The 19,216-nt window shown below is 59.0% G+C and carries 13 protein-coding genes; 7 read left to right on the top strand and 6 right to left on the bottom strand.

Translation table 11 applies throughout. From position 1 onward, the window contains the following. Positions 1–7: 7 nt before the first annotated feature. Together pbpC and ACR0BF_RS13595 are read right to left on the bottom strand one after the other, a co-directional pair. A complete protein-coding gene (pbpC, locus tag ACR0BF_RS13600) occupies positions 8–2,065 on the bottom strand; it encodes a penicillin-binding protein 1C (protein ID WP_480625101.1) in 2,058 nt (685 codons plus the stop codon). Positions 2,066–2,101: 36 nt separating this feature from the next. Next, complete coding sequence (locus ACR0BF_RS13595) at positions 2,102–7,528, bottom strand: alpha-2-macroglobulin family protein (RefSeq protein WP_480625100.1); 5,427 nt, start codon at positions 7,526–7,528, stop codon at positions 2,102–2,104. Positions 7,529–7,643: 115 nt separating this feature from the next. Between ACR0BF_RS13595 and ACR0BF_RS13590 the strand changes: the two genes are divergently transcribed. Next, positions 7,644–9,941, top strand: coding sequence for a response regulator (locus tag ACR0BF_RS13590; protein WP_480625099.1), 2,298 nt, complete (start codon positions 7,644–7,646; stop codon positions 9,939–9,941). Between the two features lie 8 nt (positions 9,942–9,949). On the opposite strand, the gene yaaA is transcribed toward ACR0BF_RS13590, so the two are convergent. The 3 genes from yaaA to ACR0BF_RS13575 form a co-directional block, all read right to left on the bottom strand. Beyond that, the gene (yaaA, locus tag ACR0BF_RS13585) at positions 9,950–10,720 is read right to left on the bottom strand and encodes a peroxide stress protein YaaA (protein ID WP_480494981.1); all 771 of its coding nucleotides are present in this window, start codon (positions 10,718–10,720) and stop codon (positions 9,950–9,952) included. Between the two features lie 32 nt (positions 10,721–10,752). After that, positions 10,753–12,792 (bottom strand): DNA helicase RecQ, encoded by a 2,040-nt coding sequence (recQ, locus tag ACR0BF_RS13580; RefSeq protein ID WP_480625098.1) that lies wholly within the window; start codon positions 12,790–12,792, stop codon positions 10,753–10,755. A 78-nt stretch (positions 12,793–12,870) separates the two neighbouring features. Continuing rightward, entirely contained in the window at positions 12,871–13,158 is a 288-nt protein-coding gene (locus ACR0BF_RS13575; protein ID WP_170382138.1) for a YggT family protein, read from the bottom strand. A 129-nt stretch (positions 13,159–13,287) separates the two neighbouring features. Between ACR0BF_RS13575 and ACR0BF_RS13570 the strand changes: the two genes are divergently transcribed. The 4 genes from ACR0BF_RS13570 to ACR0BF_RS13555 all read left to right on the top strand — a co-directional run bounded on the left by ACR0BF_RS13570 (position 13,288) and on the right by ACR0BF_RS13555 (position 17,108). Then, positions 13,288–14,655 carry an MFS transporter gene (locus tag ACR0BF_RS13570; protein ID WP_480474496.1) on the top strand — a complete coding sequence of 456 codons (1,368 nt, stop codon included), beginning with the start codon at positions 13,288–13,290 and terminating at the stop codon, positions 14,653–14,655. Next, on the top strand, positions 14,652–15,515 hold the full coding sequence (gene mepA, locus ACR0BF_RS13565) for a penicillin-insensitive murein endopeptidase (RefSeq protein WP_480474498.1): 864 nt from the start codon (positions 14,652–14,654) through the stop codon (positions 15,513–15,515). The genes ACR0BF_RS13570 and mepA overlap by 4 nt, the downstream gene beginning before the upstream one ends. Further along, a complete protein-coding gene (locus ACR0BF_RS13560; protein ID WP_480494977.1) occupies positions 15,488–16,372 on the top strand; it encodes an esterase-like activity of phytase family protein in 885 nt (294 codons plus the stop codon). The genes mepA and ACR0BF_RS13560 overlap by 28 nt, the downstream gene beginning before the upstream one ends. 91 nt (positions 16,373–16,463) lie before the next feature. Beyond that, positions 16,464–17,108 (top strand): queuosine precursor transporter, encoded by a 645-nt coding sequence (locus ACR0BF_RS13555; protein ID WP_480625097.1) that lies wholly within the window; start codon positions 16,464–16,466, stop codon positions 17,106–17,108. Positions 17,109–17,446: 338 nt separating this feature from the next. Here the strand turns inward: ACR0BF_RS13555 and ACR0BF_RS13550 are convergent, their stop codons facing one another. Next, a complete protein-coding gene (locus ACR0BF_RS13550; RefSeq protein ID WP_480625096.1) occupies positions 17,447–18,313 on the bottom strand; it encodes a LysR family transcriptional regulator in 867 nt (288 codons plus the stop codon). Between the two features lie 256 nt (positions 18,314–18,569). Between ACR0BF_RS13550 and ACR0BF_RS13545 the strand changes: the two genes are divergently transcribed. Next, on the top strand, positions 18,570–18,818 hold the full coding sequence (locus ACR0BF_RS13545) for an EF-hand domain-containing protein (RefSeq protein ID WP_480474506.1): 249 nt from the start codon (positions 18,570–18,572) through the stop codon (positions 18,816–18,818). A gap of 60 nt (positions 18,819–18,878) precedes the next feature. Then, a complete protein-coding gene (locus ACR0BF_RS13540; RefSeq protein ID WP_480519581.1) occupies positions 18,879–19,202 on the top strand; it encodes an SPW repeat domain-containing protein in 324 nt (107 codons plus the stop codon). Positions 19,203–19,216: the final 14 nt, after the last annotated feature.

Here is a 19,216-nt window from a genome sequence, read left to right as displayed (position 1 = left end):
CTGTTTTTTAACGGGAACCGGGCGCGCTCTGGTCGATCCGGAACGAGGCCCGGTCGGATTGGCCCTGTGCATCCACCACAACAAGTGAGGTAAACCCGGGTCCGGGATTGGGAATTTCGAATTCTCGCTGCCGTTGCCCGGTCAATACAGGCACGCCGTTAGTCAGAACGGAAAACGGCCCGACACCACCGCGTAGTTTCACTGTCAGAGGGCTACCGAAAGTCTCTAACAGAGCGTTTTCCGGTGGAAACAACAGATGAGGTGCGGTTTGGTCCGTTTCGAAAGCCGCCGCGCGGGGCCGGAAACGTTGCAACGGTTGCGGCAATTGTGCTGCGCCAACCAACAGTGTTGATGGCGGTGGTGGGCGCAGGGGTGTGAGTTCAGGCTTTAGCAGGCCAAAAGCCTCGGTCAGAAGCGGCGCGGCAACGTCCCCTCCGAATGCGCCGGGAACAGGCGTGCCATCCGCGCGTCCCAACCAGACCCCGATGACATGCTGCCCGTCAAAGCCAATGGCCCAGGCATCGCGGTGCCCATAAGAGGTTCCCGTTTTGAAGGCCAGCGCCCCTGAAGTGCTGCCCGTGGGTGCCGTGATCCCGGACAAGATATCCGCAATCTGCCATGCTGAGGTTTCGGACAAAACACGAGAGGTGAGCCGTGCATCAGCCAAGGTGTCATGGCGCAGGATCGGGCCTTGCCCACCAGCGGCCAGCGTCACGTAGATCTGCACAAGATCATGCAGGCTCAGCCCGACGCCACCCAAGGATATTGCCAATCCGGGTGTACCACTGCTCAGGCGCGGGTCTGATCCTGCTGTCCGCAGTGCCGCCATTACGCGCGCGGGGCCCAGCTCGTGCGTCAGGCGTACGACAGGGATATTCAGTGACAATTGCAGCGCGTCCCGAACCCTTACATCGCCCCGGAAAACGCCATCGAAGTTTCGCGGGGCGTAGCGCCCGAACATCACCGGGCTGTCGCTGATCAGGGTTTCCGGATGGGCCAGCCCCTGATCGAATGCCAGCCCGTAAACCAGAGGTTTCAGCGTCGATCCGGGCGACCGCACGGCTTGCGTCATATCCACGAAACCTTGTCGCGCATCCCGATACCCGGCAGACCCGACCGAGGCCAAAATCTTGCCGTCGCGATGATCTGCTACGATCAGGGCTCCGGACACGCGCGGCCCTTTGCGCGCCGCGGCCCGAGCGACCAAAGTTTCCAACCGGGCTTGCACCCCTGCATCCAGGGTCAGATCAAATACACCGTTTGCAAGGGTTTGGCCTTTCACGCGGTCGGTCAGATGGGGTGCAAGGCGCGGGAACGGGACCGTTCGATCAGGAATGGTCTCCGTCAGGGCTGCGTGCATCTCAGCCTTGGTCAATACGCCGTAGCGCTCCAACCTGCGCAAAATCCGATCTCGGGCAATTTGGGCTGCCTCGGGTCTGCGATCCGGACGTCGCGCTTCCGGGGATTGCGGCAAAGCGATCAGTAGGGCCGCCTGTGCGGCAGTCAACCGGGTCGCTTCTTTGCCGAACCATGCGCGGGCACCGGCACGGATACCTTCCAGATTGCCGCCATAGGGGGCATGGGTCAGGTAGAGGTTCAGGATCTGTGTCTTGCTCAGCTGCCGCTCCAATGCCAATGCGACCCTAATCTGGCGAAATTTGCCACTCCAGCGTCCGGTCGATCCATCTTCGATCAGCCGCGCGACCTGCATGGTCAGAGTTGAACCGCCTGAAACCGCGCGCCCATTCCAAAGGCTTTGCCCGGCTGCGCGCAGCAATGCGACAGGGTCCACGCCCGCGTGGGTCCAGAAACGCTTGTCTTCGTACCGGAGCAGCATGGCGGTGAAATTGGGATCGACCGCACCGGGTTGCAGCCTCCAGATGCCATCTGCAACCGGAAACACGCGCAGGAGGTCACCGTTACGATCCCGTATCTCGACCGAAGTTTCAGTCAGAACAGGCGGCAGCACTGTGGCGTCGACCCAGCGGTCAACGCCATCCCGCGCCAATGCCGCCAGATAGAGAGCGCCGGCCAACGCAAGTAACAGGCGCGGCACCCTAGGCATGAGCGCCGCCCAAACAAGGATATGAACGATGGCCGGTCACTGCACCTCGACCCGTCCCGTCGCCGTTCGTGCGCGGTTCTGGGGGCGGTACATATCTTCGACCGAGGCCGCCGGATGGTGGAACACGCCCGGTGTGACGGCACGGGCGACGTAAGCCAGCGTCACTGTCTGGCGCCCCGACAGGTCAACCGCAGCCAGGAACCTGTCCGATCGGAACTCGGTATGCGTGGCATCAGACAGATTCAACCAGTCCAGCGACCGTACATCGCCCGATCGCAGCAGGTTCGGGTTGTCGATCTCGATTCCGGCGGCAAGAGGATCGTCTACCATCAGACGCGCCCCACCGCTTTCAAACGGCGTGACCGTCAGAACCGTGACGAACCGGTCCCCCACGGCAAATCGGCCCGCGTCAATCAGATCGCCGTCCATCGAATAATACTGCCGTTCGATTGCATAGCCGGTGCCACCGGCCCCAGGCGGATCTTCGGGAATTCCGGTCACCGTCAGGGTGATATCGGTTGCCTGACCGTCGGTCGCAGTGATGTTGACCTCTTCCGCCTGCCCGGATTGCAGAACCTGAACAAAGGGGCCGGATACTGACACGCCATTGACCTTCAAGCCGGAGCCGGACGGATCAGACACCAGCGCGTGCGCCGCCAGCAGGGACCACGCGGCCTCTTGTGTAGACAGGGGTGTGCGGCCCGTGCTTACCCGTTGGATCAAAGCGTAGCGGTCAATCGCCTCGCTGCCCGCATCTACGGCCAGGGTCAGCAGGCCCGCCGCATCCCGCAGGCGGGTGCCGTAATCCGCGCGCCAGTGGTTTTCCTGATCGTTCGGCACCTGTTGCAGCATCCGCACCGCACGGACGAACATCGCGTCTGCGCGGGTCTGGTCCCCGTACGAGGCCAGCGCAGCGCCCAGTTGCGCTGCGGCCAACGGCGTGTCGAAAGCATCCCCTTTGACATCCGCATAATAGCGCAGATCGCCCATCGCCGCCGCGCCTTCCCGCGCAAGAACCATTAGGGCATAGGCGATATCCTGACCACCTTCGTCAAAATCCGGCGCATAATTGACCCGATTGCGCAGGTTATCCATGGCTTGCGCAAAAGCCCGATCCGGCACCGGGTGTCCCTGCACGCGGGCGCGTGACAGGAAATCGGTCACATAGGCGTCCAGCCAGAAATCACCGCTGCCTGCACGCCACAGGCCAAAGGCACCGTTTGCAGCCTGACGAGTCAGGATACTTCGGATCGAGTCCGTGATGCGCTGATCCACCTCCGGGCCATTGCCCAGCCCCGAGGCCTGCGCGACAGATGACAGGTAAAGCAGCGGCAGTGCCTTGCTGGTGATCTGCTCGGTGCATCCATAAGGGTAACGGTTCAACTGATCCAGCAGGCCGGGCATATCGAACTTTGCCAGCGCTCCGGCTGACAGGATGGCCTTGGCTGAGCCGGGTTGAAACCCGTCAAAAACATCCTGCGAAAACAGAAAGCTGTCACCCGCACCCAGCGAAAAGCGCCGTGTCCGGGCAATTACGGGATCGTTGGCCCGCACCGGCATCCGCAGGGTTTGCGACAGATCGCGCCCATCTGGCGTGGTGATGGAAACGCTGATCTCTGGATTGCCGATGACATGGGCCGTTACAGGGATGTCGAACACCGCTTTGCCACCATCCTCCAGCAGAAAGCGTGCCGGTACCGGGCCCAGTTCCAGCCCACCGGTGGTGGTCAGGCCAAGCGCCATGTCTCCGGATGCACCATCCGCATGGACAATCTCAAGCCGCATCCGGCTTTGATCGCCGGGGGCCAGAAACCGCGGCAAGCTGGCAGTTGCTACCACCGGGTCGCGGACGATCATGTCAGCCTCGGCCTGCCCGACGGCTTTTTGTGACCACGCGACGGCCATCAGGCGGACCGTACCATTGAAGGCGGGCAGGGGGATGTCGACCTCAACCTTTCCATCCGCACCGACCTGAACCGGGCCGCTGAACACTGCCATCAGATCTTGCGTCGGTGGCGGGGACTGGCGGCGCATCCCGTTGTCATTGTCGCCGCCAGAGCGAACCGTACCCATCGTTCCGTTCATGCCGTCGATCAGCCGCCCGTAAACATCACGCAGGTCCACACCCAGCCGGCGTTGCCCGAAATAGTACTCTTGCGGGTTTGGGCTTTCGAACTCCGTCAGGTTAAGGATGCCCACATCCACAGCGGCAAGGGTTAGCCAGACTGGATCATCGCTTGTAACATTTTCGACCCTAACAAGGGCCTTCTGTGTATGACGGGGTGAGGTAACCTCGGGCACCTCAATGGCAACCGACAGCGTGCGATCCGCAGGATCAATGGCGGCATAGGCGACGCCCATGGCGCGTGCCGGGTTCTGACCGGCCGCAACATCCATTGGTCGGATCACTGTGGCCGTGACATAGGCACCTGCACCCCAATCTTCTGTCACCTCTATCGGGATAACTGTCTCGCCTTCCGGCACGGCAACCATTTGGCGATGGATCAGGCGGTTCGACAGCACCTCGACCTGGGCGATACCTGCCATGCGCGGAACGATGCGCAGTTGTGCGGTTTCCCCGGCCCGATAGCTGTCGCGATCCAGCGACATCTCAAGCCGGTCAGGCGTGGTCGAAGCATCTGCGGCCTGATACCAGCCTGCATGGAAATCGACAGCGGTTTCCGTAAAGGTGCCGTCTACGCGTTGAACCACCAACTCGTAACGGCCCCAGTCCACGGGCTGGGACAACGTCAAAGGGTTAGTGGCGACGTCAACGTCTCCGGTGGCAACGCGAGTGCGTCGGGTTGTCGGTTCCCAATTCCAGTTTCCGTAAAGCTGATACCATTGATACCGCGTTTCGATCTTGTTCAGCGTCCAGCGCATGCGCATCGGGCTGGGGGTCAGGTCGGGTGCAAGGCCAATGATCTGAAATGCGGCCTCGGTACCTTCGGGGATTACGTCCTCGAACATGGGTTTGACACCGATCACAGGTTGCGACGGCAGGACAGGAACGCTCAGGCGACGTTCAACAGGGCGGCCCGAGCCATCGGCCAGTCGCGCAATAACCTCGGCTTCAATTGGCTGCCCTTCCGTCTCTAATGCAGGGATTTCAACAGCTATGGATGCTTTGCCGTTTGCGTCTGTGCGCGTGTCACCGAAATAGGTGCTTTTGATCGATGTCTCGGCGTCATAGCGGCCAAAGCGATACCCCTCGTAGCCTGGCACTGTGTCCGCCGGGCGTCCGATAACCTGACCGTCGATGCTCAGGTCGGACCCCGGCGCACCAAACAGATAGCGCGCGTCGATCGAAAGCGGTGGGCTGTCGTCGGTACGCAGGGGCGCGTCCGGCAGGTTCAGCTCAAAATCTATACGTTCCGGCAGGAAGTCTTCTACCAGCACTGTTTGTCGCGCCAGCGCATCGCCTTTGGGATCTGATCTGATCTCGATCCGCCAAGCGCCGCGTGGTGCATCTGCCGCAACAGGCAGACGAAAGATATGCCCCCCGGCGACGCCGCCATCCGAGACGGTTCGGCGGTATTCCACGCCGTCAGGGCGATACAGAATTGCGGTTAGGGGCAGACCCTCGATAGCCTGCGCCTCACCATCGCGCGACAGGGCGGTGAGGTGGATCACCTCTCCGGCCCGGTAAGCGCCGCGATCCGTGGCTAGAAAAACATCGACCGGCCCCGCGGGCGCACGCCCTTCAACACCGCGATCTGACAGGTCCAAAGCAGGATCGGTCAGGGATAGAAAGCTGAAATCGCTGTCCCCGGTCGACGCCATCACCAGTGCGGGCGCGCTGGCCCCCTTGCCGCGCGTCAGACCGGGGTCGAACCGGACATAACCCGATTCATCCGTCCGCGCTTGGGCGATGACCGCATTTGCGCTTGTGACCAGTGAAACCTCGACACCTTCACGGGGAGCCGCGTCGCTCAGCCCGCGCACCGTGACGTGCAGCCCATCGGTGCCAAGCACGCTGCTGATCCCAAGATCGGACAGAACAAACCATTGCGTCGCGCCCGGGTCGTCATAGGGATCGGCCCCCGGAACACGGGCGGTCAGCGCATAGATGCCAGCGGGCTGATCCGCGATCGCTTCTACCATGGGCAGGCGCGCAGTCATGGTCTGATTCAGTTCGTTGGCCACTTCGGCGGTGCCGGTCCAGATATCCTGGGCAATTTCATCGGAAAATTCTGCTTCCTGCCATTCACTGAGCGGGCGGCCGAAGAAATCCTGCTGAACCGCGCGCAACAGGTTCCGGTCGCTGACCCTCCGCAGGATCAAATCCAGCTCGGTGACGTTGACTGTTTCAACAGGCAAAGCGGCGTCAGCGGATTTCGGCAAAACGTAGCTGCGCCCGGGAAACCGGACCGAAGGCGCCCGGTCGCGCACGTAATGGGCAAGCTCAACATTGCGGTTCAGCGCCTCGCCCGAGGCGGAGGGCAAGCGTTCGCGTAGCGTCAGGCGATAACGCTGACCATGGGCGACACCGTCAACGCAAAGCTGCCTGCCCTCAGCCTGTACCACCAACCCGTCATCATTGCGCTGGACAAACGGGTCATAGTCGACTCCTGCCTTGACCAGCGGTTCCGAAAACTCAACACAAATCCGCGGCGCGGCGGCGTCGCTTTCAACAGAACTGTCGACCACGCGAAACCCGTATTTCCCGATGGCATCATTCAGCGCGGCCAGTACATCCTCGCGCGGTTGGATTTCCTGGGCCAGCCGCAGCACGGGGATCATATCGCGCCCGCGCTCGACCTCTTCCAAGGCGCGGGCCAATGTCATCAGGGCGGCAATCTGTGTGCCGGGAGCGTCCGCGCGCAAATAGCCATTGGTTGCGGCATTCAGCGCACGGTTGCGCAGATCGCGCCCTTCACTCCGGTCCGTAGGGTTTATCGCCAATAACAAGCGCGCGTATTCCACCCATAGATCGGGCGCGTCACTGAGCGATACGGCCACACCAGTCCAATTCATCGCCAGTCGCGGGCTGCCTGCGTTGCGTGCCGCGTCCAGAACAGCCTGCAGGTCGTTACCTTGCGCCATATGAACAAAGCCCAGATCGCGCGCCTGATCAACGGCTTGCTTCAGGTCGGCGGCACCAAGTGCGCTTAACGCGTTTGCACGCGCATCAGCCAATGCTTGGGTCTGATCTGGGGTAGTTACTTTCTGCGCAGATACTGCCCCCTGATAGGCCTCTTGCCGGTTTACACCGCTTTTTGGAAAACAGGCATTGGATCGGGTGTTGTAGGTGAACGCAGTGCAAAGCGTATTGGCGGAACAGGCCTGAATGCAGGACTTCAGATCGGTATCGAAAAGGGCATCCAGATCCGAGCCGTAAAAATCTGCGTCCCGCGTCGTGACATAGCGGAAATCAGGCACTGCATCCTGCGCCTGGGTGGCGCTGGGCAAGACTAAAAGTGAAATGATGTAAGTTATTGAAATAAAAACAAAGCGGCGCATGGTGCCCTCCTCTTTGGGCACAGCGTTGCATGGCGTGCGCCTGTTGTGCAACGGCTTAAACAGTTTTTCATCCTCTGCCGGGATGCTGTGCGCAGAGCGTTCTGGAATCAATCAAATGACTCTTGCACATAAATTGGCACAGGAACGGCGCGCGCGTTTGGCAGCTGAACGGATGCTGGCCCTGAAACAGGCCGAGCTTTCGGCAGCCAATCGCAAACTGGGTCAACATGCCATGGCATTGACCAAACGAATTGGCGAAACGCAGGCTGAGGTTGAAACCGTTCGGGATGAAAACGAAAAGGTCAAATCCGACCTCTGCGTGGCCAACGCCAAGATCGAGGTTGCCGAACGCCGCTTGTGGCACTCGATTCAGACAATTCAGGACGGGTTTGCCTTTTTTGACGGTGACAACCGGCTGATCGGCGCAAACACCGCGTATCTGAGCGTTTTTGAAGGTCTGGACGAAGTCGCGCCGGGAATATCATACCCGCGTATTCTGCATTTGCTGACGTCAGAAGGTATTGTCGATATCGGGGATGAATCCGCGGAAAACTGGCAGGACAGAATGCTGGCCCGCTGGAGCCGCGCCAACCCGCCACCAATCGTTATGCAGCTTTGGAACGGTCACTATATCCGCCTGATCGACCAACGCGGCAGCGGCGGTGATATGGTGAGCCTTGCTCTCAACATTACAGCGTCAGCCCGGCATGAAATCGAGCTTAAGGCGGCGCGCGAGCGAGCAGAAGCGGCAAACCGGGCCAAGTCGGCCTTTCTGGCCAATATGAGCCATGAAATCCGCACCCCGATGAACGGCATCGTTGGCATGTCCGAATTGCTGGACGAGACACCGCTGGACGAAGAGCAGCGGCTATACGTCAACACGATCCGCAATTCGGGCGAGGCGTTGCTGGTCATCATCAACGACGTGCTGGATTATTCCAAGATTGAGGCGGACAAGCTGGCTCTGCACCCTGAGCAGTTCGATCTTGAACGCTGCATTCTTGAGATTGCGATGCTGCTACAGCCCAGTGCGCGCGATAAAGGCCTGACATTGCTGGTTGATTACGACTTGTTCTTGCCAACCCTTTTTGTGGGCGATCCTGGTCGGATACGGCAGGTTCTGACCAATCTGGTCGGCAACGCCGTCAAGTTCACCTCCGAAGGGTATGTGCTGGTCCGGGTGACAGGGGTGCCCAATCCGGATGCGCAGATCTGTGATATCCATGTTGCGATCGAAGATACCGGTATTGGCATCGACGCAGAAAAAACCGGCCATATTTTTGGCGAGTTCAATCAAGTCGAAGACGAGCGTAACCGCCAATTTGAAGGCACCGGGCTTGGCCTTGCCATCACCAAGCGGCTGATCACCTTGATGGGTGGCACGGTCTGGGTCGAAAGCGAGCCGGACCAGGGATCCTGTTTCGGTTTTCGCGTGACACTGCCCACGGTAGAAGGCCCGCGACCCGAACCTCCGAACCTGGCGGATTGTTTGAAACATGTCCTGCTGGTCGAAGATCTTGCCGTGAACCGGGCTATTCTTGCCAAACAGCTTGGGCGACTGGGGGCTGAGGTGACGGTTTGCACGTCGGGGACCGAGGCGCTGTCACAGATGAATGATCAGATTGATCTGGTTCTTTGTGACCACGATCTGCCGGATATGGATGGGCTGGATCTTGCGGTCGCGCTCAGGGATCGCGGGTGGGGTGACATTCCGGTGGTCGTGATGTCTGCAAGCCCCGGTTTGATTCACGCGCATCCTGCCCGTGACCTGATCGACGGTGTCTTGCAGAAACCCATCCCTCGATCCGAGTTGTATGGCAGGCTGATGGCACTCGACGGCACATCGTTGGAAAGGGGCGCTCTGGATGTGGACAAAACAGTCTCTAAAAAGCAAGATTCTGAATCTGTGCACCCCCGACACATGAGGGTTCTTGCCGCCGAGGACAACCGCACCAACCAATTGATCCTGAAGAAGATGGTCAAGGATCTGAATATCGATCTTCGCTTTGCCTCGAATGGGATTGAAGCGGTTGAGATCTATCAGGAGTTCGAGCCAGATCTGATCTTCATGGATATTTCCATGCCGAAGATGGACGGCAAACAGGCAACAGCGGAAATTCGCAGGCTCGAGGTTTCAACTGGTCGCCACGTTCCAATCGTTGCCCTGACGGCCCATGCCATGGCGGGGGATGATCAGGGAATTCTGTCAGCCGGCTTGGACCACTACCTGACCAAACCGCTACACAAGAACCGCATTCACCAGATGATCCTGCAACACCAACCCGATTGCGTCTGCTCGGTCGCAGACACCATGCCCGGCGCCAAAGCCCGGCGTGAGCGTGGCGCAAACCCGGACCCAACCTCGCCTGGCGGACTCTTCAGGCGATTAACACCGGGTTGCAAGTTCAAGTGACCTGGGTTTCAGGCCGCATATGGTCTGACGAAAACGGGCTTATCCGCTTCCGACAGATCAGGGCGGTATTCATAGCCGCCACTGTCGAAATCCAGCAGCGCCTTAGGATCGGTCAGGCGGTGTTGGATGACATACCGCGCCATGGCACCGCGTGCCTTTTTGGCAAAAAAGCTCACAATCTTTGGGGTGCCGCCCCTATCTTCCATGAAGACCGGTGTGATGACGCGCAGGTTCAGGGCATTCAAATCCACCGCACCAAAATACTCCTGACTGGCACAATTCACCAGAATGTCGCTGTTAATTTCGGCTCCTTGCGCGTTCAGTGCCTTGCTGAGCTGATCGCGCCAGTATTCGTAAAGGTTCTTCCCTCTTCGGGTTTTAAGCTTGCTGCCCATCTCAAGCCGGTAGGGCTGTATCGCGTCGAGTGGCCGCAACACACCATAAAGGCCGGAAAGGATGCGCAAGTGGTCTTGCGCCCATGACAGCTCGTCCTCGTCCAGCGAAGCAGCTTCAAGCCCTTGATATGTGTCGCCAGCAAAAGCAAGCGCAGCCGGGCGTGTGACCTTGGCGTCGGGTGCATCCGAAAAAGCGCGATACCGGTCGCGGTTCAGGCGTGCCAGATCGTCGCTCAGGTCCATCAGTTTCTTCAGATCACCCAGCGTCAGGTTGCGAGCGGTTTTGGACAGCCGGATCGCATCCTCCTGAAAATCGGGCTGCGTTACCCCGACATTCCGCTCTGCCCAGTCCAGCCGTTTGGCCGGGGAAATCACGATCAGCATATCCGCCCTCTTTCTTGCCTGTTCGGGGGTATCTAGCCCGCCTCACGCAGCACGTCCAGAAAAGCAGCGCCAAACCTTTCGTGACGTCGATCACCCAGCACCTGTGCAATTCCACGGGGATCATCGGGGCGCAGTTGCGCAACTTTTGCCAATTGCGAGGCCGAGCAGGTCAGGGGCTTGTCGATCCCGGCTGGACCGCGCGACAGCAAGGACTGAACTTCCATCAAGCGGTCGTAAATCTCACCCTGATCGCGTCCAGCCAGCTTTCGCCGCGCCGGATGAACGCTTCTTGCTTCGCCCGCGATTACTTCAAGGAACGTATCGCCATAGCGTTCCAGCTTTTTGGCGCCAACACCGCCGATCCGGGCCATATCGTCCAGCGTTACAGGGCGCTTTTCAGCCATCTCGATAAGCGTGCGGTCGGGAAAGATCACATAGGCCGGAACACGTGCAGCTTCAGACAGGGCACGGCGTTTGGCCTTGAGCGCTGACAGCAGCGGGGCGTCCTCTTCGGAAACCATTGCCTTGACCGCAGGCCGACGTACCGCATTGCGCCCCGTATCCTTGCGTAGGTTGATTTGCGCCTCGCCTTTCAGGATCGGTCTGGCCGCCTCGGTCATGCGCAATGCGCCGTGACGGTCGGGGTCGGGGCGGACCAGATCGTGGCCCATCATCTGCCGGAAAATGGCCTGCCATTGCGGGCGCGTCCAATCCTTTCCGATGCCATAAGTGGACAAATCCTCATGGCGGCGGGCGCGGATTTTGTCGGTCTCGTTTCCCAACAGGATATCGATCAAATGGCCTGTACCGAACCGCTCCTCGGTCCGCAGGATCGCGGACAGGGCCATACGTACCGGAGTTGTGCCGTCGAAAACTTCGGGTGGGCTGTCGCACAGATCGCATTTGCCGCAGGGCCCTGTGGTCTCGCCAAAGTAACCCAACAATGTCTGACGACGGCATTTCAATGCCTCGGCCAGACCCAGCAAGGCGTTCAGGCGCGCATGATCGGCCATGCGGCGCTCGGGCGGCGCTAGACCCTCGTCAATTTGTGAACGCCGCAGGCGAATGTCATCGGGGCCGAACAGGGTCAGCGTTTCGGCCGGGCCGCCATCGCGTCCGGCGCGTCCGATTTCCTGATAATAGGCTTCGATCGATTTGGGCAGGTCCGCATGGGCGACCCAACGGATATCGGGTTTGTCGATGCCCATGCCAAAAGCCACTGTGGCGACGACGATCAACCCGTCCTCACGCGCGAAACGGGTTTCGACAATGCGGCGATCTTCGGGGTCCATTCCACCGTGATAGTGGCAGGCCGAGTGTCCCTCGGCGCGCAGGGCCTGAGCAATCACCTCGGTTTTGTTTCTGGTGCCGCAATAAACGATGCCGGACTGGCCTTTGCGCGCATCTGCGAAATCAAGGATCTGCTTGCGCGGCCCGTCCTTTGCGGCAAAGGCCAGATGAATGTTTGGCCGGTCAAATCCGCGCAGAAATTTGCGCGGCTCAATGCCATCGAACAGTTTTTCGACAATCTCATCCTGCGTTTCGGCGTCCGCCGTGGCGGTAAACGCGGCCAGCGGCACTTTCAGGGCGCGCCGCAACTCTCCGATCCGCAGGTAATCAGGGCGAAAGTCATGCCCCCATTGACTGACGCAATGGGCTTCGTCCACAGCGATCAGGCTGACGTTGATCCGACGGAGCATCCCAAGCGCAGACCCGGCAGCCAGACGTTCGGGCGCCATGTAAAGCAGCTTCAGCCGCCCGTCCTCCAGCGCATCCCAGACGGCCTCGGTTTCCTCGGGCGTGTTGCCGGATGTCAGCGCACCGGCCTCGACCCCGGCCTCTTGCAAGCCGCGTACCTGATCGCGCATCAGGGCTATGAGTGGAGATATAACCACCGTCACCCCGTCGCGGAGCAGGGCAGGCAATTGAAAACATAAGGATTTACCGCCACCCGTGGGCATGATCGCCATCACGTTTTCACCTGCCTTCACGGCGTCGACAATCTCTTCCTGCCCAGGGCGGAAGGCGTCGAATCCAAAGACATCTCGCAGCAAGGGTGCGGCGTCGAACATATGCGGGGGTGCCCTGTTTTAAGGTTTATCTGCTCTTAAGACAGGACAATCACATACTAAGATTCAGTGAACAAGTGGTCAGTAAAAATAGGGCGCGTTGTTGATAAGGATGATCCGCAAAGCATAGACGCCGATCAGCACCACCAGCGGGGTCAAATCCAACCCACCCATATTGGGTAGAACGCGGCGGATCGGCCCGTAAATAGGCTCTAAAATGCGATTTAACCCGTACCAGATTTGTGCAACCAGTTGTTGGTGCAGGTTGAGCACCTGAAAGTTAATCAGCCAGCTCATGATCACATGGGCCAGAATGATGAACCAGACAATGTCCAGGATCAGCAGCAGGATTTGGATCAGCGACAGCATGGGGTCTCCGTTTTCTTGTTGGTCGAGACCTAAGCACCCTTTCAGCAAAGAGCAAGTAGGCTGAACTCTGCGCTTGCGAATTGCCCCAAAGCCCCGTTTTATGACCACAACAAGAAAACAGGGGCAGAAATGGCAGAAATATCCAAGCGCAGGCGTATCTGGGGCTGGTGGTTCTTCGATTGGGCCAGTCAGCCCTATCACACCCTTTTGGTAACGTTCGTGTTCGGCCCTTATTTCGCAGGTGTCGCTGCGGAGTATTATCTGGCATCCGGCCTGGACGCAGGGTCTGCAGACGCACAGGCACAGGTGGTCTGGGCCAACTGCATGACCATAGTCGGTTTGATTATTGCCTTCGGTGCGCCGCTGATGGGGGCGATGGCTGATGTGTCGGGTCGGCGCATCCCCTGGATATTCGCCTTTTCCGTGATGTACGCCGTAGGTTCCGGCGCGCTTTGGTACACGATGCCCGATGGCTCGAACATGTGGTTGATGCTGTCTGCCTTCGGTCTGGGTTTCATCGGTGCGGAGTACGCCCTGATTTTCATCAATTCCCAACTGCCCGATCTGGGTGATGACAGCGAAGTGGGCGAAATCTCCGGCTCGGGCTTTGCTTTTGGCTATTTCGGTGGCCTGATCTCGCTGGCGATCATGCTTGCGCTGTTTGTGGAGCAGGCCAACGGCAAAACGCTGATCGGAATGGACCCCTTGTTTGGGCTGGATGCGTCGCAACAGCAGGGCACGCGCTTTGTTGGCCCGTTTACTGCTGGGTGGTTCATTCTGTTCATGGTGCCCTACTTCCTTTGGGTCCATGACGACGAACCGAAAAACAAAAAGGGCAGCGTTGCCGAGGCGCTGCGACTGTTGGCAAAATCAGTGTCTAACCTGCGCCATCGCACCAGTTTGGCCAGTTACCTGGGCTCATCCATGTTCTATCGGGATGCGCTGAACGGGCTTTACAGTTTTGGCGGGGTCTATGCCCGGCTGGTGTTGGAATGGGACCTGATCAAGATCGGTGTTTTCGGCATCGTCAGCGTTCTGGCCGCAGCGGCCTTTTCCTGGGTGGGCGGCAAACTGGATAAGAAATATGGCCCCAAGCCCGTGATTATCGTTGCGATCTGGGTGTTGATCCTTGTCTGCATCACCATCGTCTCAATGGATCGGTCCCAGATTTTCGGTATCGCCATGTCCGAAGGGTCAGGCTTGCCGGATGTGGTTTTCTTTGGCTGCGGTATCCTGATCGGAGGCATGGGCGGCATTCTACAGTCCTGTAGCCGGTCGATGATGGTCCGGCATACGGACCCGGCAACCCCCGTCGAGAGCTTTGGCCTTTATGGTCTGTCGGGTCGTGCCACCGCCTTTGCTGCGCCACTTCTGATCGGGATCGCCACCACGGTGACCGGTAGCGCTCGTCTGGGGGTGTCACCCATCGTTCTGTTGTTTATTCTGGGTCTATTCCTGATGCGCTGGGTGAGACCTGAAGGGGATCAGAGCAGATGAAAATAAAACGTTTTTTGATCGTTTTGGCTGCGCTTGCTTTTGCAGGCACTGCGGCGGCAGAACCGCTGGCAAAGCAGTTGTTCGGGGCACAGAAACAAGCTTCCCAGCAAAAACCGGCCGCTTTCGGCAGTTATTCGCGCGGATGTGCTGCGGGGGCAATTCAACTGCCTGAAACGGGGCCTACATGGCAGGCAATGCGCTTGTCGCGCAATCGCAACTGGGGGCATCCGCAGACGATTGACTACGTGCAGGACCTCAGCAGGTTTGCAGCCAGCCAGCCGGGATGGAACGGTCTCTATATAGGGGATATCAGCCAGCCACGCGGCGGGCCGATGACCTCGGGCCATCGCAGTCATCAGTTGGGGCTAGACATCGATGTCTGGATGTTGCCCGGCGATAACATGCGCCTGAGCCGCAAGTCGCGCGAAAACATCTCGTCCATCTCTCTTCGTCGTTCCAATGGCGCTTACGTCAACGGAAACTGGACCAAGCAGCATCATGCGCTATTGCGCGAAGCGGCAAAAGACAAGCGCGTCGCCCGGATCTTCGTGTTTCCTGGGGCCAAGGTTCAGATGTGCGACGATGAAAAGGGGAACCGCGACTATCTACGTAAGATAAGGCCCTGGTGGGGACATCACTATCATTTCCACGTGCGACTGAACTGTCCCAGAGGGTCAAAGGGCTGTGTGAATCAAGACCCACCCCCCAAGGGCGATGGCTGCGCTGAGGCCCGTCAATGGGTGCACAACATCCTGAACCCGCCGCCACCCGATCCGAATGCGCCGCCGCCGAAGAAACGCCGGGAATACGTTCTGTCCGACTTGCCGCAACAATGCTCCGCCGTTTTGCAATCCAACTGAGTGTAGCGCTGTTTCTTGCCCCGGTGGCCGCCGCGCTGGATGTGAAATCCGCAGCCCACCTGAATAGTTTCGTTTGGCGGCATCCAGCAAGCTGGTTTGGCGGGTTTTCAGCGCTTCACATCTCGGACGACGGACGCCATATGATTGCGCTTAGCGACCGGGCGCGGATCGTGACTGCGCTGATTGAGCGGAGCGAAGGCCATATCGCGGATATTCACGTTCTTGGTCAATGGCCGGTGCTGTCCAGCCAAGGACACATCATGAAAGGCGGCGTAGGTGACTCCGAAGGGATCGCAGTGACGCCGGATAGCGGGATATTCATCTCGTTCGAAGGGGTGCACCGTGTCGCCTATTACCCTGCGCAGGGCTCCAGCGCGCGCGTATTGCCACGCCCGAATGCGTTCCGGAACCTTGCCGAAAATGGTTCTTTCGAAGCTCTGGCCATTGATGGACGCGGCTGGCTTTACACTTTGCCGGAAAAGAACCGCACCGCTAAGGGGGACATTCCGGTTTACCGTTGGAATGGCGACACATGGTCGACCCCGTTTGTTCTGCCACAGCGTGGCGGCTTTAAACCCGTTGCCGCGGATTTCGGTCCCGATGGGCGGTTTTACGTTTTGGAACGCAAGGTATCCTTGGTCGGTTTCCGATCACGACTGCGGCGATGGGTCGTGGTAAACGAGAACCCAGGCGCCGAGGAAACCCTGTTCGAAACCGGAACGGGCGCGCATGACAACCTCGAAGGATTGTCGGTCTGGCGCGACGGGCAGGGCCTGTTGCGTGCCACGATGATCTCTGATGACAACTTTCTGGCGGTGCAGCGGACCGAACTTGTGGAATACCTGCTGCCCGATTGACAGGGCGCAGGCAAAGGTCTAAAGGCACGGCTTGCCTTGGGACGGTCCCTTGGCCAAGTCGCCGCTACCTTGTCAAAACGGGCATCAAAACATGCAACGTAACTTTATTCCCGGCATTATTGCCATGGCCGCCATTGTTGTGGCCTCGAACATTCTGGTCCAGTTCCTGATCCTTGACGGGCTGCTGACTTGGGGTGCTTTCACCTATCCGCTGGCCTTTCTGGTCACTGACATCATGAACCGCGTCTATGGCGTTGGTCCGGCCCGCAAGGTCGTGTTTGCCGGATTTGCCACCGGTGTCATCTGTTCGCTGATCGGCAGCCAGATCATGTTGCAGGGTGACGGGTTCACCTATGCTGCCGTACCGCTGCGCATCGCCGTTGCATCGGGAACCGCTTTCCTGATCGCGCAACTGACGGATGTTACCGTGTTCAATTCCCTACGCGGTGGTCGCTGGTGGCGTGCGCCGCTGGTGTCGACGCTGGTAGGGTCGGCACTGGATACCGCGATCTTCTTCACGCTCGCCTTTTCGGCTTCGGTCACCTTCTTCGGCGCCAATGCCGACGCTGCAATCAACTGGGCGTGGGAACCTGTTCCTTTCATGCTGTCCGGCCCGATGGCACCGCTTTGGGTGACGCTGGCTTTTGCGGACTGGATGGTGAAGCTTTCACTGGCGCTGATCGCCCTGATCCCGTTCAAGGTGATCGTTGCGCGGCTGACTGCGCAGCCTGTGTAAAAAAACGCTTTGAGAATGGCACAACTTGTGGCACGCTTCTTTTCAACCGCAACAGATAGAAAAGGAGGTGATCCAGTGTCAAGAAAGAGATTGGAGAGAGGTGTCGGAACAACCGGGGGGATCGCCCGTTAGGGCAGCCCTTGGCGGAGCGCTCGCTCCGGCTGGTCGATTGATCTAACCGACCCGACCTCCTGAACTTTCGAAGGGCCGTCCTGCTGGGGCGGCCCTTTTTGTTGCCGTCACCTTCTGAGGGCGATCAAATTGTACTATGCGCGGGGGCTGGATGAGTTCGATCCATTGTTAGAACCCGATCGCGGCAAAGGCGTGAATACGTGTTGTCAAAGCTTCGGTGCCTGGCCGTGTGTACTTGATGTTTGGCAAAGCTGCCGAGCGGCCTGACCCGGATATCCTTCTTCCTCACTTTCATCGAACACGACATAGGCGGCATAAGCGAATCTGGGTGCCGTTTCGACCAGCTTGAGCCACCCGTTGCAAAGTTCCGGTTCGACAACGCGCCTTGGGAAATATCCGGCCGAGGGAACCGACCGAAGATATTGCAGGCCGAGGGTGCCTATGCCCAACTGAAGGCGCGGCGCATCAAGCCCTGGAAAGTTCAGCATATGATCGGCGCGAAACTCCGGGCCCCAGTCTATCAGGATATAAGCGTTACCCAGATCAGCGGGGAGGGCTTCCGGGCCGCTGCTGACAAGGACAAACTCGTCCTCGAAAAGCTGGAGCGCGGTCAAGCCAGGTGCGTTTCGCGGCCGGTACATGATGGCAAGATCCAGGTTGCCTTCCTCGATCTCGCGCGTGAGTGTTTCCGACGGGGCCGCTGTCGCCCGGATAGCGACGTCAGGTAGTGCCGCCATCAACTCGGGAAGGGCGTTGATCAGATAGCCGTCCCAAAGGCTTGGTGTTGCGCCGATTTCCAAAGCAGCTGCCATCGAGGCAGGCAGACCGGCATCCAGCTTGGCCTGGGTCCACGTTCGCACCAGAACCTGTGCATGTTTGAGGAAATGCCGCCCGGCAATGGTCAAGGTCGCACCAGACTTGCTGCGTTCAAACACGGGCTGTCCAAGCTGTTGTTCGAGCGTTCGGATTCGCATGCTAACGGTCGATTGCGTAACATGGACCTTGTCCGCCGCATCAAGAAAAGTGCCGGTTTCAACGACCGCAAGGAAGGTTCGGGCGAGTTCAATATCCATCGTTCACCTATTTGAATATTCGATATTATTGGCGATATAAATTCGTTATTCAACGCTATGCGAATGTGCGATATACGCTTTGTAGCGCGAAAGTGCCCCCACCGGATCGGACCGCCAATCAACAGTTTTCATCGCAAAGTGGACAACCCGATCTGCGGAACAGGTGCAATCTGTCTGCCTTAGATAAGCCTCCGACACCCTAGCGCTGCACCAACCCCTCAATGGGTAAACCGCCCATTCCCTGATGGAGAACAAAATGAGTCGAGTTTCTGTTGTTGCTCTGCTCGCGTCATTCCTTGCCCTTCCGGCCGCTGCCTTGCCGGTAGGACTGGACACGGACGGTGATGGTCTGGCTTCGCTGACCGAGCTACAGACAAAGTACCCCGATATTACCAGTGAGAGCTTTGCCGAAATTGACACGGATGCCGATGGTTTCGTCAATGACGAAGAAATGGTCGCCGCGGTCGAGGCCGAGTTGCTTCCTGATCCCAAAGGTGACGAATAAGCCGGGGTTGCCAAGAACATGAGAAACCCCTCTCCACCCTACAGGTGGATGCTTGCCGGGATGGGTATCTGGTTAGTGCTGTCCCCATTTGTACTGTTCAGCCAGAAAACCCTAGCTCACGGTTCGTCTGACCGTGAGTCGCTCGCCTTCATGACGATCGGTATTGGTGTGTTGGTCATGTCAGGCGCTAGCGGCCGGGGCCACCTTCTCGCACGGGTGGCTCCGGTATTGGCGGTCGGGGCAATACTGATCGCCGCGCCGGAGGTGCTGCATTTTACCGGTCATGGTGTGGCAGTGGCAAATGCTTGGCTCACGGGATCTGCGCTGATCGCGCTCGCCGCTTGGGAGGCGCTGGCGAGCAACAGATTGCGTGCGATCCTTTAGGCTGGCGCGGGGCG

This window comes from Ruegeria sp. AG7, assembly GCF_056541545.1.
This window is presented reverse-complemented; position numbering and strand designations above follow the sequence as displayed.

What these genes read in the sequence shown, in the direction of transcription:
- pbpC (WP_480625101.1), bottom strand. Translation starts at nt 2,065, where the DNA reads ATGCCTAGGGTGCCGCGCCTGTTACTTGCGTTGGCCGGCGCTCTCTAT.
- ACR0BF_RS13595 (WP_480625100.1), bottom strand. Translation starts at nt 7,528, where the DNA reads ATGCGCCGCTTTGTTTTTATTTCAATAACTTACATCATTTCACTTTTA.
- ACR0BF_RS13590 (WP_480625099.1), top strand. Translation starts at nt 7,644, where the DNA reads ATGACTCTTGCACATAAATTGGCACAGGAACGGCGCGCGCGTTTGGCA.
- yaaA (WP_480494981.1), bottom strand. Translation starts at nt 10,720, where the DNA reads ATGCTGATCGTGATTTCCCCGGCCAAACGGCTGGACTGGGCAGAGCGG.
- recQ (WP_480625098.1), bottom strand. Translation starts at nt 12,792, where the DNA reads ATGTTCGACGCCGCACCCTTGCTGCGAGATGTCTTTGGATTCGACGCC.
- ACR0BF_RS13575 (WP_170382138.1), bottom strand. Translation starts at nt 13,158, where the DNA reads ATGCTGTCGCTGATCCAAATCCTGCTGCTGATCCTGGACATTGTCTGG.
- ACR0BF_RS13570 (WP_480474496.1), top strand. Translation starts at nt 13,288, where the DNA reads ATGGCAGAAATATCCAAGCGCAGGCGTATCTGGGGCTGGTGGTTCTTC.
- mepA (WP_480474498.1), top strand. Translation starts at nt 14,652, where the DNA reads ATGAAAATAAAACGTTTTTTGATCGTTTTGGCTGCGCTTGCTTTTGCA.
- ACR0BF_RS13560 (WP_480494977.1), top strand. Translation starts at nt 15,488, where the DNA reads ATGCTCCGCCGTTTTGCAATCCAACTGAGTGTAGCGCTGTTTCTTGCC.
- ACR0BF_RS13555 (WP_480625097.1), top strand. Translation starts at nt 16,464, where the DNA reads ATGCAACGTAACTTTATTCCCGGCATTATTGCCATGGCCGCCATTGTT.
- ACR0BF_RS13550 (WP_480625096.1), bottom strand. Translation starts at nt 18,313, where the DNA reads ATGGATATTGAACTCGCCCGAACCTTCCTTGCGGTCGTTGAAACCGGC.
- ACR0BF_RS13545 (WP_480474506.1), top strand. Translation starts at nt 18,570, where the DNA reads ATGAGTCGAGTTTCTGTTGTTGCTCTGCTCGCGTCATTCCTTGCCCTT.
- ACR0BF_RS13540 (WP_480519581.1), top strand. Translation starts at nt 18,879, where the DNA reads ATGGGTATCTGGTTAGTGCTGTCCCCATTTGTACTGTTCAGCCAGAAA.